22 protein-coding genes are annotated in these 25,592 nt (G+C 62.9%); 12 read left to right on the top strand and 10 right to left on the bottom strand.

Annotated elements, in window-relative coordinates:
- Positions 1–24: 24 nt before the first annotated feature.
- Positions 25–933 (bottom strand): universal stress protein, encoded by a 909-nt coding sequence (locus tag H3221_RS16995; protein ID WP_196475797.1) that lies wholly within the window; start codon positions 931–933, stop codon positions 25–27.
- 245 nt (positions 934–1,178) lie between these two features.
- Here H3221_RS16995 and H3221_RS16990 point away from each other — a divergent pair, with 245 nt between their 5' ends.
- The 3 genes from H3221_RS16990 to H3221_RS16980 all read left to right on the top strand — a co-directional run bounded on the left by H3221_RS16990 (position 1,179) and on the right by H3221_RS16980 (position 2,466).
- Positions 1,179–1,553, top strand: coding sequence for a tetratricopeptide repeat protein (locus H3221_RS16990; protein ID WP_196475796.1), 375 nt, complete (start codon positions 1,179–1,181; stop codon positions 1,551–1,553).
- Positions 1,554–1,627: 74 nt separating this feature from the next.
- Positions 1,628–2,050: a DUF4124 domain-containing protein gene (locus H3221_RS16985; RefSeq protein WP_196475795.1), complete on the top strand. Its 423-nt coding sequence runs from the start codon at positions 1,628–1,630 to the stop codon at positions 2,048–2,050.
- A 59-nt stretch (positions 2,051–2,109) separates the two neighbouring features.
- Positions 2,110–2,466: a PilZ domain-containing protein gene (locus H3221_RS16980; protein ID WP_017674984.1), complete on the top strand. Its 357-nt coding sequence runs from the start codon at positions 2,110–2,112 to the stop codon at positions 2,464–2,466.
- A gap of 34 nt (positions 2,467–2,500) precedes the next feature.
- On the opposite strand, the gene H3221_RS16975 is transcribed toward H3221_RS16980, so the two are convergent.
- Positions 2,501–3,304: a SirB1 family protein gene (locus H3221_RS16975; protein WP_196475794.1), complete on the bottom strand. Its 804-nt coding sequence runs from the start codon at positions 3,302–3,304 to the stop codon at positions 2,501–2,503.
- A 99-nt stretch (positions 3,305–3,403) separates the two neighbouring features.
- On the opposite strand from H3221_RS16975, the gene H3221_RS16970 reads away from it, so the two are divergent.
- Positions 3,404–4,426 (top strand): Leu/Phe/Val dehydrogenase, encoded by a 1,023-nt coding sequence (locus H3221_RS16970; protein ID WP_196475793.1) that lies wholly within the window; start codon positions 3,404–3,406, stop codon positions 4,424–4,426.
- 3 nt (positions 4,427–4,429) lie between these two features.
- Here H3221_RS16970 and H3221_RS16965 read toward each other — a convergent pair whose 3' ends face one another.
- On the bottom strand, positions 4,430–5,305 hold the full coding sequence (locus H3221_RS16965) for a DMT family transporter (RefSeq protein ID WP_196475792.1): 876 nt from the start codon (positions 5,303–5,305) through the stop codon (positions 4,430–4,432).
- A gap of 283 nt (positions 5,306–5,588) precedes the next feature.
- The gene (locus H3221_RS16960) at positions 5,589–5,993 is read right to left on the bottom strand and encodes a DUF488 domain-containing protein (protein ID WP_196475884.1); all 405 of its coding nucleotides are present in this window, start codon (positions 5,991–5,993) and stop codon (positions 5,589–5,591) included.
- A gap of 82 nt (positions 5,994–6,075) precedes the next feature.
- Here H3221_RS16960 and H3221_RS16955 point away from each other — a divergent pair, with 82 nt between their 5' ends.
- Entirely contained in the window at positions 6,076–6,318 is a 243-nt protein-coding gene (locus H3221_RS16955; protein WP_196475791.1) for a hypothetical protein, read from the top strand.
- A 58-nt stretch (positions 6,319–6,376) separates the two neighbouring features.
- Here the strand turns inward: H3221_RS16955 and H3221_RS16950 are convergent, their stop codons facing one another.
- The gene (locus H3221_RS16950; protein ID WP_099525656.1) at positions 6,377–6,640 is read right to left on the bottom strand and encodes a YebG family protein; all 264 of its coding nucleotides are present in this window, start codon (positions 6,638–6,640) and stop codon (positions 6,377–6,379) included.
- A gap of 348 nt (positions 6,641–6,988) precedes the next feature.
- Between H3221_RS16950 and H3221_RS16945 the strand changes: the two genes are divergently transcribed.
- Both H3221_RS16945 and H3221_RS16940 read left to right on the top strand, forming a co-directional pair.
- Entirely contained in the window at positions 6,989–8,164 is a 1,176-nt protein-coding gene (locus tag H3221_RS16945) for a GGDEF domain-containing protein (protein WP_196475790.1), read from the top strand.
- Between the two features lie 124 nt (positions 8,165–8,288).
- Positions 8,289–8,783: a phosphate-starvation-inducible protein PsiE gene (locus tag H3221_RS16940; protein WP_196475789.1), complete on the top strand. Its 495-nt coding sequence runs from the start codon at positions 8,289–8,291 to the stop codon at positions 8,781–8,783.
- A gap of 82 nt (positions 8,784–8,865) precedes the next feature.
- Here H3221_RS16940 and H3221_RS16935 read toward each other — a convergent pair whose 3' ends face one another.
- Positions 8,866–11,496 carry a DEAD/DEAH box helicase gene (locus tag H3221_RS16935; protein ID WP_196475788.1) on the bottom strand — a complete coding sequence of 877 codons (2,631 nt, stop codon included), beginning with the start codon at positions 11,494–11,496 and terminating at the stop codon, positions 8,866–8,868.
- 145 nt (positions 11,497–11,641) lie between these two features.
- Entirely contained in the window at positions 11,642–12,514 is an 873-nt protein-coding gene (locus H3221_RS16930; protein WP_196475787.1) for a helix-turn-helix domain-containing protein, read from the bottom strand.
- Positions 12,515–12,730: 216 nt separating this feature from the next.
- Between H3221_RS16930 and bglX the strand changes: the two genes are divergently transcribed.
- The 4 genes from bglX to H3221_RS16910 all read left to right on the top strand — a co-directional run bounded on the left by bglX (position 12,731) and on the right by H3221_RS16910 (position 20,146).
- Positions 12,731–15,025, top strand: a complete 2,295-nt coding sequence (gene bglX / locus H3221_RS16925) for a beta-glucosidase BglX (protein ID WP_196475786.1) — start codon at positions 12,731–12,733, stop codon at positions 15,023–15,025.
- A gap of 260 nt (positions 15,026–15,285) precedes the next feature.
- Positions 15,286–16,821 (top strand): glucan biosynthesis protein G, encoded by a 1,536-nt coding sequence (locus tag H3221_RS16920; RefSeq protein ID WP_196475883.1) that lies wholly within the window; start codon positions 15,286–15,288, stop codon positions 16,819–16,821.
- Positions 16,814–19,363, top strand: a complete 2,550-nt coding sequence (gene mdoH / locus H3221_RS16915; protein ID WP_196475785.1) for a glucans biosynthesis glucosyltransferase MdoH — start codon at positions 16,814–16,816, stop codon at positions 19,361–19,363. Before H3221_RS16920 ends, mdoH begins: the two co-directional genes overlap by 8 nt.
- A 258-nt stretch (positions 19,364–19,621) precedes the next feature.
- Positions 19,622–20,146, top strand: a complete 525-nt coding sequence (locus H3221_RS16910) for a cytochrome b (protein ID WP_196475784.1) — start codon at positions 19,622–19,624, stop codon at positions 20,144–20,146.
- 226 nt (positions 20,147–20,372) lie between these two features.
- On the opposite strand, the gene H3221_RS16905 is transcribed toward H3221_RS16910, so the two are convergent.
- The 3 genes from H3221_RS16905 to H3221_RS16895 form a co-directional block, all read right to left on the bottom strand.
- Positions 20,373–21,560: an MFS transporter gene (locus H3221_RS16905; protein WP_196475783.1), complete on the bottom strand. Its 1,188-nt coding sequence runs from the start codon at positions 21,558–21,560 to the stop codon at positions 20,373–20,375.
- 107 nt (positions 21,561–21,667) lie between these two features.
- The gene (locus H3221_RS16900) at positions 21,668–22,567 is read right to left on the bottom strand and encodes a LysR family transcriptional regulator (protein ID WP_196475782.1); all 900 of its coding nucleotides are present in this window, start codon (positions 22,565–22,567) and stop codon (positions 21,668–21,670) included.
- A gap of 20 nt (positions 22,568–22,587) precedes the next feature.
- Positions 22,588–24,504, bottom strand: a complete 1,917-nt coding sequence (locus H3221_RS16895; protein WP_196475781.1) for a DEAD/DEAH box helicase — start codon at positions 24,502–24,504, stop codon at positions 22,588–22,590.
- Between the two features lie 149 nt (positions 24,505–24,653).
- On the opposite strand from H3221_RS16895, the gene H3221_RS16890 reads away from it, so the two are divergent.
- Positions 24,654–25,556, top strand: a complete 903-nt coding sequence (locus H3221_RS16890) for a DMT family transporter (RefSeq protein ID WP_196475780.1) — start codon at positions 24,654–24,656, stop codon at positions 25,554–25,556.
- Positions 25,557–25,592 lie beyond the last annotated feature (36 nt).

Raw genomic sequence — 25,592 nt, 5'->3', positions numbered from 1 at the left:
GGCTGTAGTCATTGTTCCTGTGCACTACCCTTTGCCGTGCGGTTTTATCACCAGCAGATCGCACTCGACACGTTCCAGCACCCGTTCTGCGGTGTGGCCGATCAGCAGGCTGTCCAGATGGCCGCGGGCGATGGCGCCCATCACCAGCAGGCCGATATTGTGCTCACGCACGAAACGCGGGATGACTTCCTCGGCAAAACCGTCCAGCAGATGGGCCTGTGCTCTATCGATGGTGTGCTGGGCGATCAGCGTGTCGAAGGCTTCGCGGTGCTCTCGGCTGCACTGGGTCACGTAGTCTTCATATTCCTGCGCTACCTCGGCATCGAACAGCAGCGAACGCGGCAGCGGCGCCTGCGCGTGCAGGTAGTGGGCCTGTAAGCCGAGCTCGGCCTGCAGGATCTGACTGGTATCAATCAGCTGATGATCGAGGGCGGCGGGTTTGTCCGCACTGTGCAGTGGGTCGAGCGCGACGCACAGGCTCTGGCCACGGGGCTCGGCGTCGTGCACCAGCCACAGTGGCACCGGGCAGCGGCGAATCAGCTGCCAACTGGTGTCACTGAACAAGAGGCGGCGCAGGGCACTGCTGGGGTGCGTCGATTTGAACAGGATGTCCGGTTGCAGCACCGCAACGCGGGCAAGGATCTCTTCGTGACGGCGCTTGCCCCAGCGTACGTCCACTTCGATCCTGAATCCCTCATCGCTCAGGTGAGCGACGCTGGCGCGCAGGGCCTCGTGGCTGTGTCGCAGGATGGTTTCACGGGCGCGGTTGAGCAGATGACTGTCCAGCAGGCCGCCTTCCAGGCTTGGGTGGTATTCGACCTGCAACAGGTGCAATTCGGCCCCGGTCTTGCGTGCCACATCAACTGCGCGTTGCAGGGCGGGTTGTTGCTGGTGTTCGGCGTCGATGACGACCAGCAGCCGTTGAACGTTCATGGCAGCGTCCTCGTCTGGAATGGGAATCTGCATTACAGACCCTGTTGCGCTGAACGGCATTGATATGGGTCAGCGCAGATGGGGATTTGGCGCTGGTTCGGGAGGGCAAGCAGTCGTGGTGTTGGTGCTGACAAGGGGGAGCCAGTGGCGTCATGCCAAGGCGCAGCCAGAAAATTCGTCGTCGGCTTGCCGCTATTCAGTTTTTACCTGGGCTGTCGATACAGTGCTCATTGGAGGAATTGCCCATGCGTACCCTGATTATTCTGGCCGTGGCCCTGGTTGCCACGGGCTGCACCCGTGTCTCGCTCGACCATCATCTGAACAACGCTTATCGCGCCTACCACGAAGGCGATTGTGCCCGTGTCGCGCTGGAGTTGTCGCAGGCCGAGCGCAAGAGCCGCTCGCGCAATTATCTGCAGCCGGAGATTTCCCTGCTGCGCGGTCAATGCCTGGAGCGCGAGAGCCTGTTCGTCGATGCCGCGCAGACGTACCAGTTCATCATCACGCGCTATCCGGCCAGCGAGTATGCCTACCGTGCCCGCGCGCGGCTGCAGACGTTGGAGCAGTTGGGGCATCACAGCCCGGCGACGGCGGCCAAGGTCAGTCCGGCTACACTCTGAGCCTTCGGTCGTCCGGCGTTCCTCGACGACGTGGCGCGGTATAAGCTGGCCCATGTCGCTCATGGAGGATGAACATGCGCCACTTGTTGTTGATCGTTGCACTGTTGCCCACGCTGGCCACAGCGGAAATCTATCGCTGGACGGACGAGCAGGGGCGGGTGCATTTCGGCCAAAGGCCCGTTGCCGGGGCTGAAACGGTGCAGGTGAGGCCGCAGGTGATCGAGCGCGACGAACATACGCGTGAGCGTGAGGAGCGCCGTCAGCGTTTCTACGATGCACGGCGTGAAGAGCAACAGCAGGCTGCGGCGTCAGCAGCTGCGCAGCGCGAAGAGCGGGCCAGTGAATGTCGTGATCTGCGCCGACATCTGGCGCAGATGCCGGAGGGCTTTCGCTACTATCGCAAGGACGCCAGCGGCGAGCGCATCTACTACAGTGATGAAGAAACCGACACCGCTCGTCGCCAGCTGCGTGAGCGGATAGCCCAACGCTGTTCTTGAGGGTGGTTAAGTGGCCGTAGTAGGGCCATACTCAAGCTCCTTTGTAGCGATTTGCCACTATGCGTAGCCAGCGCCGAATCGAACGCCATCAGTTGCCCTACTACCTGAAGGTGTTCAATCGCATCACCGACAAACCGATGGGCTCCATCGGCAATGTCTCCCTCGACGGTCTGATGCTGATCAGTCAGTTGCCGATGCTGGTGGGCGCACGCTTCGACATGCGCCTGAAGATTCCAGGCCAGCATGGCATGCACTTCATCGACTTCTCCGCTAACTGCCAGTGGTGCCGTGAAGATGTCACGCCCGGCATCTACGACTCCGGGTTCGCTCTGGTGGCACCGCCTGCCGACTACGTCGAGATGATCGACGCGCTGCGTTATTACTTCAGTTTCCACAGTCTGGCGGCGTCTGCCTGATATCTCGCTCGTCCGAGTCGCCTGGTCTGCAGCTTCAATGCACCGCTGGCACATGTGCCAGGCTGCGCAAACGCTGGCTCAACTGCAGGCGCAGACCCTCCTCCTCGCAGAACAGCAGCGCGTGCTCAAGGTCATAGCGCTCACCCTGCGGGCAATCCAGTTGCCGATAGACATCCGCGCGAGCTAGGTGATCGACCAGGTTCGGCGGGCCGAGTTGCAGGACACGCTCGGCATCCTTGAGGGCTGCTTCCGGGGCATCGTGCTGCATATGCAGCAGGCGCAGATTGCGAGACAGGCGTCGCAGCATGTCGGCGGCATCGGCTGTCTGCAGGTGTAACGCGCTGAGTTCGACATCCGGGCCCAGCTGGCGATAGAGCTGGTCACGGCAGTCGCGGGTGTACAGGCGGCGCCCACCGCAAGGATCGAGTAGGTGATCGGCGCCAGGTACACGGAGCATGAAATGACCAGGGAAGTTCACACCCTGTAGTGGAATGTCCAGGCGGCGCGCCACTTCCAGCGCAATCAAAGCCAGGGTCAGCGGCTGGCCGCGTCGGCGGCGTAGCACTTCAGGCAGCAGGGCATGGTATGGACGTGTCACGCCTTCGTCGTCTTCTTGAAAATCGAGCTCGGCAAGTCGGCGCAGCAGCGGCTGGGCCAGTTCGCGAGCGGGCAGGGCGGGTAGTCCAGCACTGACCTGCAGTAACAGGCTGTGCAGGTCGCTCATGATCTGCGCGGGCTGGAGCTGATCATCGTGTTCGGCGGCGATCCACAGCGCCGCCTCGAACAGAGCGGGGGGATCGCGTTGCAGGCACTGCAGGCAGGCTTGGCGTGGGTTCATCGCATTCTCCACTGGATTGTGCTTTTGTAGTCCCTGACAAGGTCGTCGTCCAGTGTGGCTCTCCTATACTGGGCCTGAAGTCCAACCGGGAGCTCGCCCATGTTCAGCATGATGGAAGCCGCCCGCCTCGAGGCCCTGCATTTGGCCGAAGATCCGGCCAGCGGCCTCAAGGCCGTTATTGCCATTCACAACACCCGCTTCGGGCCAGCACTCGGCGGCTGTCGTTACTTGCCCTATGCCGATGAACAGAGCGCCATTGGCGATGCCATCCGTCTGGCTCAGGGCATGAGTTACAAGGCAGCGCTGGCCGGTATCGATCACGGTGGCGGCAAGGCGGTGATCATCCGTCCGCCGCATCTGCAGAGCCGAGCGGCGCTGTTCGAAGCCTTCGGGCGTTTTATCGAAACCCTCAATGGACGCTACATCACCGCCATCGACAGCGGCACCTCCAGTGCCGATATGGACTGCATCGCCCAGTACACCTGTCACGCAACCAGCACGACCAGCGAGGGTGATCCGTCACCGCACACCGCCTTGGGCGTATTCGCGGGCATTCGCGCCACCGCCCAGGCGCGCCTTGGCAGCGACGATCTGGAGGGACTACGGGTCGCCATTCAGGGCCTGGGCAATGTCGGCTTCGCCCTGGCCGAAGCGCTGCATGCCGCTGGCGTCGAACTGCTGGTCAGCGACCTCGATGCCGGGCGCGTGCAACTGGCCGTCGAGCAACTGGGAGCGCACCCTATTACCAGCGATGCGCTGCTCACCACGCCCTGCGACATTCTCGCGCCCTGCGGCCTGGGGGGTGTGCTGAATGCGCAGACGGTCGCTCATCTGCGCTGCGCAGCGGTGGCAGGGGCTGCCAACAATCAGCTGGCCAGCCCCGAAGTGGCCGACCAGCTGGAGGCTCGCGGGATTCTCTACGCGCCGGATTACGTGCTCAATGCCGGAGGGCTGATCTATGTGGCACTGCGTCATCGCGGTGAGGAGCTACCGGCGATCACCGCGCACCTGGCGCAGATCAGCCGGCGCCTGACCGAGGTCTACGCCCATGCTCAGGCTGAAAAACGTTCCCCGGCGCGAGTCGCCGACTATCTGGCGGAGAGCCTGCTCTATCGCACCTAGCTGCTATCCGACCCGTTCCAGCTGAGGGGCGAAGCGAAAGACCAGGGCCAGGCCGAGCAGGATCGCGACCATTCCGGCTAGAGCACTGACCGAAAGATGATTCCCCAGCAGCAGGTAGTCGAGCAGCGCTGTCGTCACTGGAACCAGATAGAACAGGCTGGTGACATTGACCAGGTTGCCGGTCTGGATCAGCCGGTACAGCAGTAACTGTGCGCCCACCGAAATCACCAGTCCCATCCACAGCAGCGGCACGATCAGCCCGACTTCAAAACGCACCTGCCACTCCTGGCTGGGCAGCAGTATCAGGCTAGCCAGCAGGCAGAGGCCGTACTGCAGTGGCAGAGCGCGCATGGGCGTCTGTCGCAGGTTTTTCTGGGCGATGGTGCCGCAGGTGATGCAGAGCAGGGCACCAAGAGCCAGCGCCATACCGGACAGTGGCATGGCACTGCTCAGTAAACTGCCCGCGACTATTATCGCCAGCCCGGCCAGCGCCAGCAGCAAACCGAGCACACGCAGCAGCGAGGTGCGCCGCTCCAGCAGCGTGAGGGTCAGGATGGGTTGTACGCCGAGCACCGTCGCCAGCACACCGGGTGTCATGCCTTCGGCTAGCGCCAGCATGTAGCAGATGCTGTAACCGCCGATCATCAGTAAGCCGGCCTTGGCGGTTGGCCAGCGCAAGTCGCGTTCGGGTAGCCAGACCCCGGAACAACTGGCGATCAGCAGCAGCGCTGCAAAGGCGAGAGCAAAACGCAGGACCAGAAAGGCAAAGGGTGAGGCATGGTCCAGGCCCAGGCGAGCGAAGATCGCACCACCGGACCAGAGCAATACGAACAGAGCGGTCGCGCCATAGGTGCGCAGAGAGGTTGAATCGAAACACATGATGGAACACCTGTCGAAAATCCGCATGAGCTCCGCACGCGCGCAAAGACACGTCTCGGCAAGGCCGATGAAACGGAGCGAGGAAGTGCGGGGTTAGCCCGCTTGGACGGAGGCCGGCGGTGGTGGAGTGCCGGCGTGACAGGCTGGTGGTGGCGCGCAGCCATCGGCAGCGGCGCGGCAGGCGGCGCTGGCGAAGTCGTAGAGGCAATGCGCGGGGATGGTCATGGGAGCAGGTTCGAATATGTCGCGAAAGTACGAAGGCTAGCCTGTCACTCCTGTACGGTCAATTGCCGTCGAATTCGCCCTGGTAGCACACCGGTGAACTGGGCGAATCGTATCGCTGCAGCTCCTCTTCGAGAAACTCCGCCAGGACTCGTGCGTTGTTGTGTTCCTCATCGCGTGCGGCGTAGAGCAGCGTAAGCGTGCCGCTCGCCGCCCAACGCAGCAGAGGCTGCCAATGTTCGGGGTGGTCAGCCAGCTCACGGCGGTAGGCCGCACTGAAATCATCGAAGGCTTCGACGCGGTGAGCGAAGGCCTTGCGCAGTTCGGTAGATGGTGCGACTTCGGGTAGCCATTCATCGAATGCCAAGGCGTCCCTGGACAGGCCCCTTGGCCATAGTCGGTCGACCAGTATGCGTTGGCCGTCGCCGGTTTGGGCATCGAGATAAACCCGCTTGCAACGGATCATCGAGTGACCTCCATAGCCTGCGGCAATGCCGCACTTGGCGCTGCGTACGGGCTCGATTAGCGTGGTGAAAGGAGGATTCACCATGGACTATTTCATTATCGTCGTCACCACCGCTGCCGGCCTGTACTTTCACTGGTGGCTGTTTCGCCGCATTCGCCAATGGAGTGACCGCGATCTGGCGCTTTCATTTGCTGAGAGCGATGAGCGCAAGCGTCAATACATGCTGGAGCAACTGGCCCGTGCGCAGCGCGAGGGTGTCAAACGACGAGATTTGCCGGCATGGCTGGAGCAGGCTGCGGGGCATTATCCAATCAACAACGCATGATGCGCCTGGCGCTCACAGGGTAGGTCCCGTGCGCGCAATACAGGGCCTACGAACTCGATCACTCGCTGGCTGCGTCGGCCTCGAGTTCGTCCAGGGCATCTGGCTGGCTCTTGAACGCTTTGGCAAACACGTCGCGATTCTTGGCCATGAAGATACCCAGTTCCTCGCCCTGCTCCTCGCTCAAGGACGGCACTGCCTTGTGCAGCACCTCGCTCAGGCGCTCGGCCAGCTCCAGCATCTTGTCGTAACGATCGGCTTCGGCCTTATCCATGAACAAGCGCTCCGGATCGCGACTGCTGCGATACACCACTTCGACGGCCATTCATCACCTCGTCTGCCTTCATGCGTGTTGGTCAGTAATTAACTGGTTTTTTGTACAGTGGTGGCGAGAATAAAGGACTCGCTTCTCTTTTGCCAGCATTGAGCTTGATGGGCAGCTTAGAAGACTCGATTTGCGCCTGCATTCATCGGGCGGCGGCGTTTGGGTTTTAGGTATCGTCAACAGCAGAATCAGGTGATTTTGTACAATTATTGTATATGCTTGGTCGGCGTTGGTTTTTTTATAGGAAGTTTTCCAGGGCGGCGCTTGTGCAGCTGTTTAGTGGGCATCTATAGTCATTCCAGGCGTATGTGCTTCGCCTTTGCAGTGCCCAACCATGAGGTGTTCACCTTGAACTCAGTCGGTCGTGTAGAGCGCAAGTTGCTCGCGCTGGTGGCACTGTTTTACCTGAGCCTGATGCTCCTCATAGGGGCAATATGGGGAAGTCAGGCCAGTCTCTCCAGTGGTCGTGATGTACAAGATTTGTATCGATCTCTCTACCGGCTGTCTTCGCTGCTTTCCATCCTGCAAGACGCCGAGATCGGTCAGCGCGGCTATTTGCTCACAGGCGACGAGCAGTACCTCGCGCCCTACGAACGAGCCATCGGACAACTGGATGAGCAACTGCTGCTACTTCTCGAAACCCCGATGCTAAGGGCTTATGAGCCTGATATCGATGCGATTGCCAGACTCAGCCAGCTCAAGCGCAACGAACTGGCACAGACCATCGTCGTGCGCAGAGAGCAGGGTCAGAGCGCTGCACAGCGTATGCTGGCCGAGGATGTCGGCAAGTTTTACATGGATGAAATGCGTGCCCGCATCGGCAATATCGAACGAGGCGTAACCGCATCCCTTGAAAAACAGAAGGCGGATCTTGAATGGCGCTCGGATCTGGCGCTATGGGGCGGTGGCGGTGGTGCGCTATTGATGCTAGGGCTGCTTACGCTGCTGTTTATCGATTTGCGTCGTGATCTCGGGGAGCGTGCCGAGCTGCTCGAGCGCCTGGCCTTCGAGTCGCAGCACGACAGCCTCACCCAGGTGCCCAATCGACGAGCCTTCAACGAAATGCTGGATCAGGCATTGGCGCTCGCCAGGCGGGGAGAGCGCCAGGTGGCGCTGCTTTATCTCGATCTCGATGGCTTCAAGCCGATTAACGATCAGTATGGCCATGCTGCCGGAGACGCGATACTCAAGGCGGTGGTTGCAAGGTGGCAGCGTTTGATGCGTGAAGGTGAAGTGTTGGCACGACTCGGCGGGGATGAGTTCGCTGTCATCGCGGCAGCCGATGCCGATGCGGTCGAACGCCTGGCTCAGCGTCTGATCGAGGCGCTTGATGTGCCGCTGCTGGAGCAATTCCCCGATGTGCGGGTTGGCGTCAGTGTGGGGCTGGCGCGCTATGCCGAACATGGCGAAGATCGCCGCCGGCTTATCGCAGCGGCCGATGCGGCCATGTATCTCGCAAAGGAAGCGGGCAAGCACCGCTTCGCCTGGCCTGAATCACGTCAGCCGGTGCTCGCTGTCGTTTGAATGGCCTGTGTCTTTCCGTCACATCGCCGCATCATCCTCAAGCGGGTGTTTTTCCTGCATGCTCGTCGGCGTGCATCCATGTCGGATGCATGGGCGTCATGATTGTTTGGGGAGAAGTGAAACGATGAATTGGGCGGAACGTCTACGTACGGGCATGCATGGCTTGGCGGAATCCTTGGGTAATCTGCTGATGGAGGCCTTCCATTACCTGGCGCTGTTCGCCATCGGGGCGATCACGGCCTGGGCGGGGGTGATGACCTTCATCGGTATGCTCGAGAAGGGGCACATCACGGTCGATGACATTCTGTTGCTGTTCATCTACCTGGAACTGGCGGCGATGGTCGGTATCTACTTCAAGACCAACCACATGCCGATTCGCTTCATGATCTATGTGGCGATCACTGCGCTGACCCGTTTGCTGATTTCCGACATTTCCCACACGCACAAGCCGAGTTGGGGCGTGGTGATGGTGTCGGGGGCGATCCTGTTGCTGGCCCTGGCGATTTTGGTGGTGCGCTACGCTTCGTCGCGCTTTCCGGCCGTGGCCGGCCCACATCCGCGCAGCAGGGCGCGCAACCGCGAGGACGCCGAGTCCGAACGCGACGATGCGTCTGACTGAGGCGTAGGGGATGACGCTGTTTTCATCCACCCGTGCGTGATGGTGGATCGATCAAGCGTGATCCACCCTACGAGGCGAGGTGTCAGTCGAGTGGTGCGAACAGCGCCGCCAGATCTTCCTCATCCAGTCGCCACTGACCCTGGCTGCCACCGTCCAGCACACCTTTGGCCAGGTTGGCCTTGGCTTGCTGCAGTTGCTGGATTTTCTCTTCGACGCTGCCCCGGGCGATCAGCTTGTAGACGAACACCGGCTTGTCCTGGCCGATGCGGTAGGCGCGGTCGCTGGCCTGGGCTTCGGCGGCCGGGTTCCACCAGGGATCGAAGTGGATCACGGTGTCGGCGGCGGTCAGGTTGAGGCCGCTACCACCAGCCTTGAGGCTGATCAGAAAAACCGGAAACTCCCCCGCCTGGAAGCGTTGTACCGGCGTGCGTCGGTCCTGGGTGCTGCCGGTCAATTTGGCGTAGGCAATCTTGCGTGTCTGCAGTTCTGCTTCGATCAGCGCCAGCATCGAGGTGAACTGGGAAAACAGCAGTACGCGGCGGCCTTCGTCGACCAACTCCACGAGCATGTCCAGCAGGGCACTGAGTTTGCCCGAGTCGGCGGCCGTCAGTTCGCTGCCGGTCTCGCCGAGCAGGCGCAGGTCGCAGCAGCTCTGGCGCAGGCGCAGCAGAGCTTCGAGGATGACGATATGGCTGCGGGCCAGGCCCTGGCGCGCGATTTCGTCGCGCACCTTCTGGTCCATGGCCAGGCGCAAGGTCTCATAGCGGTCGCGCTGCAGCTGGGTCATCTCGACCCATTGGGTGATCTCGGTCTTCGGCGGCAGCTCGCTGGCCACCTGTTCCTTGGTGCGGCGCAGCAGGAAGGGGCGGATGCGCCCATTCAGATGGTTCAGGCGCTGGGCGTCGCCACGTTTCTCGATAGGTGTGCGGTAGTCACGGGTGAAGGCCTTGGCGTCGCCGAGCCAGCCGGGCATGAGGAAGTGGAACAGTGACCAGAGTTCGCCCAGATGGTTTTCCAGCGGCGTGCCGGTCAGGCACAGGCGCAGGTCGGCCTGCACCTGAGCCGCTGCGGTGGCCGCCTTGCTGCGTGGGTTCTTGATGTTCTGCGCTTCGTCGAGGATCAGCAAACGGTAACGCTGCTGGTTCAGTCCCTTGAGGTCGCGTGGCAGCAGGGCGTAGGTGGTGAGGATCAGATCGTGTTCGGCGATCTCCTCGAACAGCGCCTTGCGCTTGTTGCCATGCAGGGCCAGTACACGCAACTGTGGGGTGAAGCGCGCCGCTTCGTCCTGCCAGTTGGGAATCAGGCTGGTGGGCATGACGATCAGTGCTGGATTGTTCAGGCGCCCGGCCTGTTTCTCGCACAGGATATGCGCCAGGGTCTGCAGGGTCTTGCCCAGGCCCATGTCGTCGGCCAGTACGCCACCGACGCGCAGTTCGGTCAGGGTCTGCATCCAGTTAAGGCCCTGCACCTGATAGGTGCGCAGTTCGGCCTGCAAATCTTCGGGTGGAGCAATTTCACGTACTGCCAGGTTCTGCAGGCGCTGGGCGAAACCACGTAATTCATCGCCACCTTGCCAGCTGAGTTCGGGCCCCTGGGCCAGTTCAGCCAGGCGTGCGGCGTCGGCGCGGCCCAGGCGCAGCGGCAGATGATCTTCGCCCGGGTCGCGGAAATACAGCTCGCCAAGTGTGGCCAGTAATGGTTTCAGGCGGGCGAAGGGCAGGGCGATGCGCTTGCCGCCCTGCGGCAGGTTGACCAGCAGGCGATCCTCGTCGGCGCGCTGGGCCAGTGCCTCGGGCGCCAGCAGCCAGGGCGTACGGCGAATGGCCTGGAGCAGGATCGGCAGCAGGCTCAGGCGCTGGCCTTCGACTTCGATGCCCAGTTCCAGATCGAACCAGTTCTGCTGCGGATCTTCCTCGACCTCGGCATACCAGTCGTCGACCTCGGCGAGGTTGTACTGGAAGTCCGGGCGCATGTGGATCTGCCAGCCCTCGGCACGCAGCTGCGGCAGTTGCTGCTGGACGAAGTCCAGCCAGTCGCGCTCGCGCTCCAGCTCGAACGGCTCGCCGGCATCACTCGGCAGCGCCTCGCTCTGGCGCAGGGCGACCTGCAGGCCGAGGCCTTCCAGGCGTTTGCGCAGGCTGGCTTCGGCGCCGCTGTCGCGGATCAGGCGCAGGTTGGTTTGCTCGTCCAGGCGCTTGATCAGATCCTTGGCCGGCTTGCCGAAAACCTTGTGTCCGGCGTAGTCGAAAGCCAGCGCTGCGCGGTGCTGGGTTTGTTCATGCATGCGTCCCTTGCGTGCGTCGAAGTGCACGCGCACCTGGCTGCCAAGGCTGAGGACGGCGGAGGGGGCGACGCCCTCGAGACGCGTTTCCACGAGTTCCTTGTTCAGCACGATGATGTCCGAGAGATCGCTACCGGCACGTTGCTGGTTTTCCAGTGTGAGCAGGGCGGCGACCACGTGCTTGCAGTTGAAACCGACCGGGCAATTGCAGTGGCCGGTCACGCTCCACTTGCGCCCGTAGGGGTGCAGGGTGATGCGCTGCTGATAGGTCTGTGCGCTGGAGCCCCGGCAATTGGCGAGCAGGCTGTTGTCCTTGAGGCTGAGCAGTTTGCTGCGCTTTTCTTCGGCGTAGGCAATGCCGCGGCGCAGGTCGCCTGCGCCGAACTCGGAACGCCAGTCTTCCTGGCGTAACTGGTGGATATCCAGAGGCATCAACGAAGCCCCATGGGGAACAGTGGTGGGCGCATGACTGGGCCGTGGCAATGCAAAGCCGCAGATTTTCGCATAGCCGCGCAGGGATTAGCAGGCGTTGCCAGCAGATTGCCGACAGTAGGGCGGGTGGGGCCCGTCAGCGCAGTTACTGGAATGCCGCGCGGTACTGCCCCGGTGTGGCACCCAGTGCCTGGCGAAAACGGTTGCTGAAATGGCTGGCGCTGGCGAATCCGCAGGCCAACGCCACTTCGCTCAGAGCAGGGGCAGGCTGACGTAGCATCTGGCAGGCACGCGCCAGGCGCCGGGCCAGCACGTAGCGATGAGGTGGCAGGCCGAAGCTGCTCTGGAACATGCGCGCGAAGTGGTATTCCGACAGGGCGCAGAGGGCGGCCAACTGGCTCAGCGGCAGCGGCGTCTCCAGATGCTGCTCGATGAATTCGCGCACACGCCTGCGTTGCAACGGTGCCAGGCCACCCTTGAGGCGCAGGCCCTGGCGCAGGCCAACCTGGTTGAGCAGCGCATGGTCGAGTACCTGATGCGCCAGGCTGCTGGCCAGCAGGCGTTCGCCCGGCTCTTGCCAGTCGAGGGCGCACAGCTGGCGGAAACGTGCGGACTGTTCGGCGTCCTCGAGAAAGGTCGCTTCCTCCAGTTGCAGGCTGCGCGGTTCGCGATCGAGCAGGGCGACCGCGCCAAGAGCGAACTGCTCCTGCTCTATATAAAGATGGGCAAGCTGAATTTCACCGTTGATGATCCAGGCCGACTGATGCTCGGCCGGCAGGATGCACAGTTTGTCTGGGGCGCCCTTGTTGCCGGGCTGCTCGCGGCGAAAGGTGCCAGTGCCGCCACTGAGGTAGCACGACAGCGTGTGGTGGCTGGGGGCCAGGTAGTCACGCGCATCATGGGCGTTGCTCCAGCGTGCCACGCTTATGCCGTTGCCCAGTTCGGCCATGGCGTGCAGCCGCGCATTGGGCGAGCGGCTCATGCTCTGGAATACCTGCAGATGTTCGAATTGCGCCATCATTTTCTCCCGAATGCGGTCATGCTACGCCTGCCGACATGCAAAACCAGTGTCGACGAAAAAAATGCGCAAGTTTGTGAAAGTCTGGGGTCGTAATTGCTGGAACGCCTTTGAATGGTGCTTGAGTTTTTTGCGCCAACCCGCGGCGCGGCACGAGGACTCGGAGTATCGTGGCGGCCATTCAAACAATGATTCGCATCCCGGATGCCGCTCTCGATGAAATACCTGCACCACTTCGCGCTTGCCTCTGCCCTGATCTTCCCCAACCTGCTGGCTGCTGCACCTTCGATCGATGACAAATCGGCCTTCATCGCCGATCTTGTAGGTCGTATGACCCTCGAGGAAAAGGTCGGCCAACTGCGGCTGATCAGCATCGGCGGCGATATGCCGCGTGAGCGCATCCGCGAGGAGATGGCCGCAGGACGTATCGGTGCCACCTTCAACTCGGTGATACGTCCGGAGAACCGCCCGATGCAGGAGGCGGCGCTGCGCAGTCGCCTGGGTATCCCGGTGTTCTTCGCCTATGACGTGATCCATGGCCATCGCACCACGTTCCCGATTGGGCTGGGGTTGGCTTCGAGCTGGGATATTACCGCCATCGAGAACAGTGCCCGGGTCGCGGCCTTCGAGGCCAGCGCCGACGGCCTGGACATGACCTTCGCGCCGACCGTGGACATTTCCCGCGATCCGCGTTGGGGCCGCACTTCCGAAGGTTTCGGCGAGGACCCGTATCTGGTTTCGCGCATCGCCGCAGCCATGGTGCGTGGTTATCAGGGCAAGCATCCCAGCGACCCGCAGCGGATCATGGCCAGCGTCAAGCACTTCGCCCTGTACGGCGCGGTGGAGGGGGGGCGCGACTACAACGTGGTCGACATGAGCCCGATGCGCATGTACCAGGATTATCTGCCGCCTTATCGCGCCGCCATCGATGCTGGCGCCGGCGGGGTGATGGTGGCGCTGAACGCAATCAATGGTGTACCTGCTTCGGCCAACACTTGGCTGCTGCGTGATCTGCTGCGTCGCGACTGGGGCTTCAAGGGGGTGGCGCTCAGCGACCACGGCGCGATCACCGAACTGCTGCGCCATGGTGTGGCCGCCGATGGCCGTGAGGCTGCAAAACTGGCCGTCACGGCAGGTGTCGGGATGAGCATGGCCGACACGCTCTATGATCAGGAACTGCCGAAACTGGTGCGCAGCGGAGCGGTCGCGCAGAGCGTGCTGGATGAAGCCGTCACCCATGTGCTGAACACCAAATATGACCTCGGCCTGTTCCACGATCCGTTCCGCCGTATCGGCCGCGCCGAGGACGACCCGGCCGACGTCAATGCTGAAAGCCGCCTGCACCGCGCCGATGCGCGGGCCATGGCGCGTGACTCCCTGGTGTTGCTGGAAAACCATGACAACACCCTGCCGCTGAGCAAGAAGACCACCGTCGCCCTGATCGGCCCGCTGGCCGACTCGCCGGTGGACATGCTCGGCAGCTGGTCGGCGGTCGGCGTGGCCGAGCAGGCCGTCACGCTGCGCAAGGGCATGGAGGCGGCGCTCAACGGTCAGGGCAAGCTGCTCTACGCCGCGGGCGCCAACGTCACCGACGATGCCCATGTGATCAATTATCTCAACCAGCTCAACTGGGACCGCCCCGAGGTGGTGCTGGACAAACGCACGCCACAGGCAATGCTGGAGGAGGCCGTGCGTGTCGCCGCTCAGGCCGACGTCATCGTCGCGGCCGTAGGGGAGGCGCGCGGCATGTCCCATGAGTCGTCCAGCCGCACTCGCCTGGACCTGCCGGACAGCCAGCAGGCGCTGCTGCGCGCGCTCAAGGCCACCGGCAAGCCATTGGTGCTGGTGCTGATGAACGGCCGGCCGCTGGCGCTCGGCTGGGAGAAGGAAAACGCCGACGCGATGCTGGAAACCTGGTACAGCGGCATCGAGGGCGGCCATGCCATCGCCGATGTACTGTTTGGTGAGCACAACCCTTCCGGCAAGCTGCCGATCACCTTCCCGCGTTCGGTCGGACAGATTCCCACCTACTACAACCATTTGCGCCTGGGGCGTCCGTACACACCTGGTACGCCGGGCAACTACACCTCGCAATATTTCGAGGAGCCCAACGGCCCGCTCTATCCCTTTGGTTACGGTTTGAGCTACAGCGACTTCCAGCTTTCGGCGCCGAAGCTGTCTGCCGAGCGCATGACGCCGGGCGAGAACATTCGCGTCAGCGTCACGCTGAGGAACGCCGGGCCCAAGGCTGGCGCGACCGTGGTGCAGCTGTATCTACACGACGAGGCCGCTTCGGTGATCCGTCCGGTGAAGGAACTCAAGGATTTTCGCAGGGTCAAGCTTGAGGCAGGTGAGGCGCGCGAGCTGAGTTTCGAGATCGACGAAAGCATGCTGCGTTTCTATAACGCCAGCCTGCAGCATGTCAGCGAGCCAGGTGCCTTTCGTGTTCAGTTGGGGCTGGATTCGGAGAGCGTGCAGGAGGCGCGTTTCGAACTGTTGCCACGCCCATGATGGCGTGGCCCAAGGAGGCGAAAAATATACTCGCGCGAGCACCTGTGCCGGACTTCACGATCTGGTAATAATGCGCAGAAAGAATCCGCGCATGCGGAGACGTCGCCGTTCGGTTGGCTGTCTGCATCGTGCTCGCGTTGTTTTTACACTATTCGCCCGTTTTCAACTCCCTGCAGCGGCCGCCCTTGGGCTGGCCGCTGCCTGTCAGTACGTGTTGCCCTGGAGGCTGTGTGTCGATGAGTCGTTGTTCTGGAGCCCGTATGGGCAAGGCTGGCAAGCTGGCCCTTTGTGTGCTCCCTCTGCTGTTCGCTGCCCAGAGTTGGGCCTTCGATCTGGACGATGTTGCGGTCAAGGCCAAGGCCCTCGCGGCCGAAAGCTATAGCGCACCGCAAAGCCGCCTGCCGGCTTCGCTGCGTGAACTGCCGTTCGCCGGCTATCAGAAAGTTCGCTTCCTCGAGGAAAAGGCGCACTGGGCGGACGGCAAGACGCCGTTCCGGCTGTACTTCTTCCACCAGGGCATGCACTTCGACGTGCCGGTGACGATCCACGAAGTGACCGCCAGCGGCACCCGAGAGATCAAGTACGACCCGTCGATGTTCGACTTCGCCGACCTCAACCTGAGCCCGGATGACCTGAAGGATCTGGGTTTCGCCGGTTTCAAGGTGATCCATGAGCTGAACGACAAGGGGCGTCACGACGAAGTGATGAGCGTACTCGGCGCCAGCTACTTCCGCATCGTCGGCAAGGGCCAGGTGTTCGGCCTGTCCGCCCGTGGTCTGGCCATCGACACCGCGCTGCCGTCCGGCGAGGAATTTCCGCGCTTCAGCGAGTTCTGGATCGAGAAGCCGCAGCCGGATCGCCGTAGCCTGGTGATCTATGCGCTGCTCGATTCGCCGCGGGCCACTGGTGCTTACCGCATGGAAATCAAACCGGGCCGCGACAGCGTGCTCGATGTGCAATCGAAGGTCTACCTGCGTGAGAACGTCGAGAAGCTCGGCATCGCGCCGCTGACCAGCATGTATCTGTTCGGTGCCAACCAGCCCTGGCCGCGCCCCAACTACCGCCCGCAGCTGCATGACTCCGACGGTCTGGCCATTCATGCGGGCAATGGCGAGTGGATCTGGCGCCCGTTGAACAATCCGCAGCGCCTCAACGTCAGCAGCTATCGTATCGACAACCCGCGTGGCTTCGGCCTGATGCAGCGTGGTCGTGACTTCAACCAGTATCAGGATCTCGACGACCGCTACGAGCTGCGCCCGAGCGGTTGGGTGGAAACCGTCGGCGATTGGGGTACAGGTCATGTCGAGCTGGTGGAGATCCCCACGCCGGACGAAACCAACGACAACATTGTCGCCCTCTGGCGCCCTGAGAAGCTTCCAGCACAGGGAGAGTCGCTGGATGTGGCCTATCGCCTACACTTCAGCCGTGACGACGCCAAGCTGCACGACCCGAAACTGGCCATGGTCAGCCAGACCCGTCTGTCCGAGGGTGATATCAAGCAGGCCAACCTGATTCGTCAGGCCGATGGCAGTACTGCGCTGGTGGTCGATTTCGTTGGTGAAGAGCTGGCCAAGCGCTCGCCTGATGCAGCGCCGACCGTTCAGGTCAGCGTCGATGGCAACGCCGAATTGCTGGAGGACAGCCTGCGTTACAACCCGGTCAGCAAAGGCTGGCGCCTGACGCTGCGCATCAAGGTCAAGGACCCGGTGCAGCCGGTGGAAATGCGTGCTGCCCTGGTCGAGGACGGCAAGCCCTTGTCGGAAACCTGGAGCTACCAGCTGCCTGCCCATGAATAACACTCTAGACCCTACGCAAATCCAGGAGTATCTGGAGGAACTGCCGCTCGATCCTGAGCAGCAGGAGGCTTTGGCTCATCGCCTGGAAGAGGAGGGCGGGGATCTCGCCACCTTGCACCGCGCCCTGCACGAGGACGATCTCGCGGCTGCCGAGCCTCTGGAGGAAACCCGCGAGATGCTCGAGTCGGTGCCGGCTCGGCTGTCTCTAGGCTGGCCGGATGCACTCGAGCGCGGCTGCCGTATCGTGCAGGACCATCAGGGCCGACCCACCATCGATTCGACGCCGCCGATCAAGCGCACGCGCATGGTGCCGGAGCCCTGGCAGATCAATATTCTGGATCGCGGCTGGCGTCGTTTGAAGGGTGAAAAACCGACCCCGCGCCCGCGCACGCGTGAGAGCGAAGACTTCGCCGAAGAGCACTGGCGCCACGTCGCGGCCGTGCGTCGTACGGCGCTGCTGGTGCTGATGGTCGTGCAGACGGTGGTCGCGACCTGGTACATGAAGTCGGTGCTGCCCTATCAGGGCTGGTCGTTGGTCGATTTGGGCCTGGTGGTCGAGCAGCCCTGGCAGGAGTCGGCGCGGCAGATCCTGCCTTATGTACTGCAGACCAGTATTCTCGCGCTCTTCGCCGTGCTGTTCTGCTGGGTGTCGATGGGCTTCTGGACTGCGCTGATGGGCTTCTTCCAGCTGCTCAAGGGGCGTGACCGCTACAGTATTTCCGCCAGCAGCTGCGGTGATGAGCCGATTTCGCCGCGGGCACGTACCGCGCTGGTCATGCCGATTGCCAACGAGCACGTGCCGCGCGTGTTCGCCGGCCTGCGTGCGACCTTCGAGTCGCTCAAGGCCACCGGGCAGCTCGAACATTTCGATTTCTTCGTCCTCAGCGACAGCAACGACCCGGACATCTGTGTGGCTGAGCAACAGGCCTGGATGGAACTTTGCCGTGAGGTGGAAGGCTTTGGCCATATCTTCTACCGCCGTCGTCGGCGTCGGGTGAAGCGCAAGAGCGGCAACATCGACGACTTCTGCCGGCGCTGGGGCAGCAACTACCGCTACATGGTGGTGCTCGACGCCGACAGCGTGATGAGCGGCGAATGCCTGACTCGCCTGGTGCGCCTGATGGAGGCCAATCCGGGTGCCGGCATCATCCAGACCGCGCCCAAGGCGTCCGGCATGGACACGCTCTATGCGCGCTTGCAGCAATTCGCTACCAGCGTCTACGGGCCGCTGTTCACCGCCGGCCTCAACTTCTGGCAGCTGGGTGAATCGCACTACTGGGGGCATAACGCGATCATTCGGGTCAAACCCTTCATCGAGCACTGCGCCCTGGCACCGCTGCCGGGCACCGGCTCCTTCGCCGGCGCGATCCTCTCGCATGATTTCGTCGAAGCTGCCTTGATGCGCCGCGCGGGTTGGGGCGTATGGATCGCCTATGACCTGCCGGGCAGCTATGAAGAGTTGCCGCCGAACCTGCTCGACGAACTCAAGCGTGACCGTCGTTGGTGCCATGGCAACCTGATGAACTTCCGCCTGTTCCTGGTGCGCGGCATGCACGCCGTGCATCGCGTGGTGTTCCTCACCGGTGTCATGTCCTATCTTTCGGCGCCGCTTTGGTTGCTGTTCCTGGTGCTCTCGACCTGCCTGCTGGCGACGCATACGCTGATGGTGCCGGAGTACTTCCTGCAGCCCAACCAGCTCTACCCCCTGTGGCCGCGTTGGCAGCCGCAAGAGGCCATCGCCCTGTTCTCCGCCACGATGACTCTGCTGTTCCTGCCCAAGCTGCTTAGCGTGCTGCTGATCTGGATCAAGGGCGCTGAAGCCTACGGTGGTCGTTCGCGGGTGTTGTTGTCGATGCTCCTGGAAGCCTCCTGCTCGGTGTTGCTCGCACCGGTGCGCATGCTGTTCCACAGCCTGTTCGTCACCGCGGCCTTCCTTGGTTGGTCGGTGCAGTGGAACTCCCCGCAGCGTGTGGATGACTCGACGCCCTGGAGTGAAGCCTTCCGGCGTCACGGTACCCAGGTGCTGATCGGTATCGGCTGGACCGCATTGGTGGCCTGGCTCAACCCGGACTTCCTCTGGTGGCTGGCACCTATCGTGGTGTCGCTGGTGCTGTCGCCCGTGGTTTCGGTACTGACCAGCCGGACTGCACCGGGCCTGGCTGCGCGGCGCAGCAAGCTGTTCCTGATCCCGGAAGAGCACAAGGTGCCGGTGGAACTGAGCAACACCGCCGAGTACGAGCAACTGAACAGTGCGCGAGCACTGCGCAAGGGCTTCCTGCATGCGGTGGTCGACCCGTTGTACAACGCTCTGGTCTGCGCCATGGCCCGTGCCCGTCACGCCAAGGTGGTGCCCGCCGCCGAAGCGCTGCGCGACGAGCGTATCGAGGAAATCCTCAACGCCGGGCCTGAGGGCAAGGTCGAGGCAACCCGCTGGCGTCTGCTCAACGATCCTGACGGCATGGCGCGCCTGCATGCGCGCATCTGGCAGGAACCGCAATACCACGCCTGGCGCGAAGCCAGCGACCGCCTGCGCGGCGGATGAAGGCGGAAAGTGTGTCGCTGGCCCGGCAGTGACACACTTGTTTACCACCAAGCTTCCCATATGCGCTTCGCTGCAGGCACCATACGCCCTGGGTGTGGTCTGAAAGGCCCGGAACAGAGCCTTGACCCTCCAACAGGCGAAGCGCGCGGAACCTTGTCCGCGGCTTCCTGTTGCAGTCGCCGATAACGTTTTGCCGCGTGCACACAAGGCAGGCCTTATAGGGCTGCGTCACCCATTTGACCTGACAGGGAACCTGATATGTCGAACCTCCAAGATTCTGCACAGCGTTACGGCGCTGTCTCGCGGCTGTTGCATTGGGCCATGGCCGCGCTGCTGGTATGGCAATACCTCACTGTGATCGTGCCCGAGGGGCACTTCCTCGAAAGCATCGTCGGCGGTACGCACAAGGCGACCGGGCTGTTGCTCATGGTGCTGGTGGTGATTCGCCTGCTATGGGCGCTGTACAACAGCAGCCGCCGGCCGGCGCCAGTCAGCGTGCTGGCACGTTTCGGCCATCTGGCGTTGTATGGCCTGCTGTTCGTGATTCCCTTTGTCGCGCTGCTGCGTCAGTACGGCTCGGGCCGCGAGTTCGTCGCCTTCGGCATGACCATCATGCCCGGCTTCAGCGACGGCAAGATCGAGTGGATGATCGCCCCCGCCAGCCTGCTGCACGGCAACCTCGGCTGGCTTCTGCTGTTCATGGTCATCGGCCATGCGGCGATGGCTTTCATCCATCGCCGCCAGGGTGGCGAGGATGTGCTGGCGCGGATGATCGGGCGCTGACTCAGCGTGGTATGGCAAAAGGCTTACACGGCCTGGCGGCAACCACGACTGTTGCCATCGCGAGCCGATCTCTAGTCTACGCACATCCCCTACAGCGAAGGATCGCTGAGGATCACGGAAGATGACCAAGCCAGGATTGGCACCCGACAGGATGTCGGATGGTTGGGAAGAAACCCGCTTCGGCGGGTTTTTTGTTGCCTGCGATTTTTATACTGCGCCGGCACCTTCACTTCTCCTTGCCAATGAATGCCAGCAGTGCGAGCAGTGGTAGTCCGGCGGCCAGTAGCGCCGTGCCTGACCAGCCGAAGCGCTCGTAGATCGGGCTGGCCAGTGCCGAGCCGATGGCGCCGCCCACGAAGATGCTGGTCATGTACAGCGCATTGAGCCGGGCGCGGCTCTGCGGCTCCAGTGCGTAGATGCTGCGCTGGCCCAGCACCATGCTCATCTGCACGGCGAAATCCAGCACGATGGCAGTGACGACCAGGCCGATCCAGTCCAGTCCGGCGCTTAACAGGTTGGGAGCGAAGGCCAGTGGTGCCAGGATCAGCGCCACCACGCTGGCGCGCCAGGTATGGCCGGCATCGGCCAGACGCCCGGCGATAGGCGCTGCGACTGCGCCGATGGCGCCGGCGAGGGCGAACAGGGCGATGTCCTGCTGGCTCAATCCGAGGTGGCGCGACAGTTCCAGCGGCGCCGATGTCCAGAACAGACTGAAACTGGCGAACATCAGGCCCTGATAGAGCGCGCGGCGGCGCAGTGTCGGGTAGTGGCGCAGCAGATGAACCAGCGAGGCCAGCAGTTGCCCGTAGCTGGCGCGGTGGCTGGGGGCGTGGCGCGGGATGGTGGTGGCGATCACCAGGGTGATCAGCTGCATCAGGGCGGCCGCCATCAGGTATACCGCACGCCAGCCGAACTCGCCTGCTACCAGGCTGGCCAGCGGCCGCGCGAGCAGGATGCCCAGTAGCAGGCCGCTCATGATGTTGCCCACCACGCGGCCTCGGCTGGCCTCCGGCGCCAGGTTGGCGGCCAGGGGGATCAGCATCTGTACCGAAACCGAGCTGAGACCGATCAGCAGTGCCAGGCCAAGAAACACATCCGGCTGATTCGCGAAGGCCGCCGCCAGCAGGCAGAGAAGGGAGGCTGCGGTGGTGATCAGCATCAGCCGGCGGCTTTCCAGTAGGTCGGCCAGCGGCACCAGGAACAGCAGGCCGAGGGCATAGCCGATCTGCGTCAGCGAAACGATCAGGCTGGCGCGCTCGGCGCTGAGGCCGACATCCGGGGCGATCAGCTCGATGATCGGCTGGGCGTAGTAGAGGTTGGCGACGATGGCGCCGCAGCACAGGGCGAACAGCAGCACCAGTGCCTGCGGCAGGGCTGGCGACTCGCTCGTGAGTGAGGAGGTCTGGCTAGTCATGATGGGATCTCGGTGAGAGGGAACGACAGGCGCAAGGTTAGGCAGGCGACGCCAGGCGGAGAATCCGTCGAATCGGCAATAGTGCGTTGCGCACTGTGCAAAGGCATTCAGCGCTGCAGCAGCGCCTGAAGGAACTCACTGAACGCGGCGATGCGCTTCGACCCCCTGTGATTGGGCAGGTACAGCAGGTGAATGGTGCCTTCGTGCGGGCCAGGGGCAACTTCGTAGTCGGGCAGCAGACGCTGCAGCTTGCCACTGTCCACATCATCGCGTACCAGCCAATCCGACAGCAGTGCCACGCCCTGACCGGCCACGGTTGCCTGACGCAGGATATCGGCGTTGTTGCTGCGCAGGCTCCCCGTGACCGGCACCTGCAAGGTCGTTCCGTCCTGCTCGAAGCGCCAGTAGTGCGCCGGGCTGCCGTAGTCATACTGCAGGCAGGCGTGCGCCTGGAGTGCGTCCGGATGTTCGATGGGCGAAGTGCGTGCCAGATACTGCGGACTCGCCACCAGCCAGCGCGTGAAACTGCCGACGCGCTGGCTGACCACGTCGTCGCTGACGATGGAAGAGCCCAGGCGCAGCGCCAGATCTACCCGTTCGCTGAGCAGGTCGACCACCTCGTCGGTCACGCGCAGGGTCAACTCCAGCTGTGGGTGCCGCTCCAGCAGTTCGCCGAGGTGCGGGGCGATGATGCACCTGGCGAACTCCACTGGCACGCTTACCGCCAGGCGACCACGCACCTCTTCGCCGTTGTCGGTCACGGCGGCATCGGCTTCGTCCAGGGCATCGAGGATGGCCAGCGCGCGCTCGAAGTAGTCGCGTCCTGCCTCGCTGACGCTGATCTGCCGCGTGTTGCGGTTGAGCAGCACGCAGCCAAGTTCCTGTTCAAGAGCGTTGACCGCACGGGTCACCGACGAGGTGGCCAGGCCCAGTTGCCGCGCCGCGGCGGAAAAACCACCGCAGCGAACGGTGGCGACGAAGGTGCGCAGAGCCAGCAGTTTGTCCATGGAAACGCCCGAAATGCCGATCAGCCTGAAGCTTGCGCGATTGGCCGGCTCACTGCCAAGCATTGCGTGGCGCCCTGGGCCTTGCGCGTATACCACAGCACCCGGCTTACGCCACGGGTGATGGCCACATAGGCCAGGCGCCGGGCTTCGTCCTGCATGGCCTGGTCGTAGCTGCCGGCGAAGAAGCCGCACTGGGCGTAGAGCGCGTTGCGCAGCGGGTGCTTCTCCAGCGGCAGGCAGTCGTCGAGGATGATCGCCACTTCGGCCTGCAGGCCCTTGGCGCGGTGAATGGTCATGGCTCTGACCGGCAGCGTCTTGTCCAACTGCGCGCGCACCTGCTGCAGTGGCTCGTTGCGGCGGCTGAGCAGCAGCACGGCAGTGCTATCCGCGTTGGGACGCTGGCTGACGTGCTGGCACTGCGCGGTGATTTCCTTGAGCAGCGCCGGCAGGCCGCAGGCCAGGTCGAAGCGCTGGATCAGCCTGACGCCATGGTCGCCCGGTTGCATCGCCTTGGCCGCAACGCAGGTTTTGGCCTGCTTGTTCTGCACTTCAGCGAGTACTTTTTCGCCGTCGCGGATCACCGGCTCAATGCTGCGGTAGTTGGTGCCCAGCAGCAGGGTGCTGCTCTTGCTGCGACCCCGGCTGGGGAAGTGCCGGTCGAAGTCGATGAACAGCTCCGGCGAACTGCCGCGCCAGCCGTAGATCGATTGCCAGTCGTCGCCGATGGCCATCAGGCTGATACGTTCACCCGTAGCGTGCAGGCGGCGATGCACGGCCTGCAGCCACAGCACGATCTGTGGCGAGATGTCCTGGAATTCGTCGATCAGCAGGTGGCTCAGGGCGAGCAGGGCCGGGCCGGGTTTGCCGTCTTCAGCGCTTTGCAGGCGCTCGCTCAGTTGCGCGAATGCACCGTTGAAACTGATCAGCCCCTGATGCTTCAGCAGGGTGTTGAAGTGCTGGTGCAGGCGCTGCATGGCTTCGATGAAATCGCGCTCGCGTGCAGCGCAGTCCAGGGTTTTCACGTCCAGACGGTCGAGATGAATCCCCAGGCTCTCGGCGAAATCGATCTGCCCGTGCAGTAGCTCGAACAGTGGCAGGGCGCTGAATTCGCCGGGCAGCTTGCAGGGATCCAGCGGCGCCTTGGCTTTACCCTTTGGCGGCTCTGCGGGTGCCGGCAACTTGAGCAGGCGGTGAGTCAGCGCGCGAAAGCGCGCGTCCTCGGCGTAGGCATTCTGGTAGGCCTGCTTGAGCAGGCGCTGCTGTGCGGGGCGCAGACGGGCGCCGGTAAGCGGGTTGTCCGGCTCGTCGCTGGGGTCGTCCAGTTGCTCGAACCAGCGCGGGTTGCCCAGGTTCTCCTTGGCCAGCGTGGCCATGGCCGCATGGAAGGTACGCACGCACTGGCGTGCATCGTGCGGGTAGCGCCAGAAGTCGAGCAGGCGTTGCAGGCGCTCGCGCAACTCGCTGCAGGAGGCGTTGGTGAAGGAAATCACCGTCAGGCGCTTGGGGTCGACCTCCAGGTGGCAGAGCAGGAACACCACGCGCAGTACCAGGGTGCTCGACTTGCCCGAGCCAGCGCCGGCGAAGATGCGTGCCAGCGGCGTACGGCAGAGGATCATCGCCCACTGTTCGTCCGACGGAGCGCCGATCAGCCTGGCGTTCACCGCCTGCGCCACGCGTTCGCGCATCGCCTGTACCTGAGCGTCTTCGACCTTCAATCGGGTGCCGGGGTAGATGCCGGCAGGGCCGGGTTTACCGCTGTCAGCTTTGCGACCGCTGGCTTTTTTGTTGCTGGTGGACTTCTTCTTGCTTTGCTTGCGTGCAGGTTTACGTGGCTGCGCGGCTTCGCGCTCGGCACGCAGGTAGGCGGTGGTGTGAGGGAAGTAGCGGGCGAGGGCGCTGGACAGCAATTGTTTGTAGCGCGCGACGGCAGAAAGCATGTGCTGAGGATGACCTGGCTGGCAAAGCCGGAATGATAAGCCCTGTGACGCGATGGCAGGCAACGATGGCGCGGTGATAAATGCGCAACTTTGTGCAAGCGCCGCAGGCTCGCCGGTTCCAGACTGTAATCAGTCTTGGAGAACCTTCGATGAACCTGTCGCTATACCTGCTTACCGTACTGATCTGGGGCACGACCTGGATCGCCATCAAATTGCAGATGGGCGAGGTGGCTGTCGCTGCCTCCATCGCTTATCGCTTTGCCCTGGCTTCGGCGGTGCTGTTCGCCATGCTCTGGTTCAGCGGCCGCCTGCAGCCGCTGGATCGCCGTGGCCAGGGCATCTGCATGGTGCAGGGTGTGTGCCTGTTCTGCCTCAACTTCCTGTGCTTCTACACCGCCAGCCAGTGGATACCCAGCGGCCTGATCGCGGTGATCTTCTCCACGGCAACCCTGTGGAACGCGATCAATGCGCGGTTGTTCTTCAAGCAGCGCATTGCGCCCAATGTGCTGCTCGGCGGTGCGCTGGGGCTGGCCGGTCTGGGCTTACTGTTCTGGCCGGAACTGGCTGGGCACGAAGCCAGCCGTGAAAGCCTTCTGGGTATTGGCCTGGCGCTGTGCGGCACGCTGTTCTTCTCTGCCGGCAACATGCTTTCCAGTCTGCAGCAGAAGGCGGGCTTCAAGCCGCTGACCACCAACGCCTGGGGCATGCTTTACGGCGCGCTGATGCTGGTGGGAATCTGTCTGGTCAGCGGCACGCCGTTCGCCTTCGAGTGGAACGCGCGCTACGTCGGCTCGTTGTTGTACCTGGCGATTCCCGGCTCAGTGATCGGCTTCACGGCCTACCTGACTCTGGTCGGGCGCATGGGGCCGGAGCGCGCGGCGTACTGCACCGTATTGTTCCCGGTGGTGGCACTGAACATCTCGGTGTTCGCCGAGGGCTACCAGTGGACGGCTCCGGCGCTGTTCGGCCTGGGGCTGGTGATGCTGGGCAATGTGCTGGTGTTTCGTAAGCCGCGAGCGGTAGCACCCGCGGCTGAACTGATGAGGCGTTAAGTAGTTGTTTAGTAATCGTTATTATTTACATTGTAT

This window comes from Pseudomonas chaetocerotis (genome assembly GCF_015712105.2).
GTDB classification, from domain to species: Bacteria; Pseudomonadota; Gammaproteobacteria; order Pseudomonadales; family Pseudomonadaceae; genus Aquipseudomonas; species Aquipseudomonas chaetocerotis.
The sequence above is the reverse complement of the archived record's forward strand: the minus strand, read 5'-3'. Positions and strand labels throughout refer to the sequence as shown.

Bases quoted from the DNA above. Each gene is read 5' to 3' on its own strand.
- H3221_RS16995 (WP_196475797.1), bottom strand. From the start codon at position 933: ATGAACGTTCAACGGCTGCTGGTCGTCATCGACGCCGAACACCAGCAA.
- H3221_RS16990 (WP_196475796.1), top strand. From the start codon at position 1,179: ATGCGTACCCTGATTATTCTGGCCGTGGCCCTGGTTGCCACGGGCTGC.
- H3221_RS16985 (WP_196475795.1), top strand. From the start codon at position 1,628: ATGCGCCACTTGTTGTTGATCGTTGCACTGTTGCCCACGCTGGCCACA.
- H3221_RS16980 (WP_017674984.1), top strand. From the start codon at position 2,110: ATGCGTAGCCAGCGCCGAATCGAACGCCATCAGTTGCCCTACTACCTG.
- H3221_RS16975 (WP_196475794.1), bottom strand. From the start codon at position 3,304: ATGAACCCACGCCAAGCCTGCCTGCAGTGCCTGCAACGCGATCCCCCC.
- H3221_RS16970 (WP_196475793.1), top strand. From the start codon at position 3,404: ATGTTCAGCATGATGGAAGCCGCCCGCCTCGAGGCCCTGCATTTGGCC.
- H3221_RS16965 (WP_196475792.1), bottom strand. From the start codon at position 5,305: ATGTGTTTCGATTCAACCTCTCTGCGCACCTATGGCGCGACCGCTCTG.
- H3221_RS16960 (WP_196475884.1), bottom strand. From the start codon at position 5,993: ATGATCCGTTGCAAGCGGGTTTATCTCGATGCCCAAACCGGCGACGGC.
- H3221_RS16955 (WP_196475791.1), top strand. From the start codon at position 6,076: ATGGACTATTTCATTATCGTCGTCACCACCGCTGCCGGCCTGTACTTT.
- H3221_RS16950 (WP_099525656.1), bottom strand. From the start codon at position 6,640: ATGGCCGTCGAAGTGGTGTATCGCAGCAGTCGCGATCCGGAGCGCTTG.
- H3221_RS16940 (WP_196475789.1), top strand. From the start codon at position 8,289: ATGAATTGGGCGGAACGTCTACGTACGGGCATGCATGGCTTGGCGGAA.
- H3221_RS16935 (WP_196475788.1), bottom strand. From the start codon at position 11,496: ATGCCTCTGGATATCCACCAGTTACGCCAGGAAGACTGGCGTTCCGAG.
- H3221_RS16930 (WP_196475787.1), bottom strand. From the start codon at position 12,514: ATGGCGCAATTCGAACATCTGCAGGTATTCCAGAGCATGAGCCGCTCG.
- bglX (WP_196475786.1), top strand. From the start codon at position 12,731: ATGAAATACCTGCACCACTTCGCGCTTGCCTCTGCCCTGATCTTCCCC.
- H3221_RS16920 (WP_196475883.1), top strand. From the start codon at position 15,286: ATGGGCAAGGCTGGCAAGCTGGCCCTTTGTGTGCTCCCTCTGCTGTTC.
- mdoH (WP_196475785.1), top strand. From the start codon at position 16,814: ATGAATAACACTCTAGACCCTACGCAAATCCAGGAGTATCTGGAGGAA.
- H3221_RS16910 (WP_196475784.1), top strand. From the start codon at position 19,622: ATGTCGAACCTCCAAGATTCTGCACAGCGTTACGGCGCTGTCTCGCGG.
- H3221_RS16905 (WP_196475783.1), bottom strand. From the start codon at position 21,560: ATGACTAGCCAGACCTCCTCACTCACGAGCGAGTCGCCAGCCCTGCCG.
- H3221_RS16900 (WP_196475782.1), bottom strand. From the start codon at position 22,567: ATGGACAAACTGCTGGCTCTGCGCACCTTCGTCGCCACCGTTCGCTGC.
- H3221_RS16895 (WP_196475781.1), bottom strand. From the start codon at position 24,504: ATGCTTTCTGCCGTCGCGCGCTACAAACAATTGCTGTCCAGCGCCCTC.
- H3221_RS16890 (WP_196475780.1), top strand. From the start codon at position 24,654: ATGAACCTGTCGCTATACCTGCTTACCGTACTGATCTGGGGCACGACC.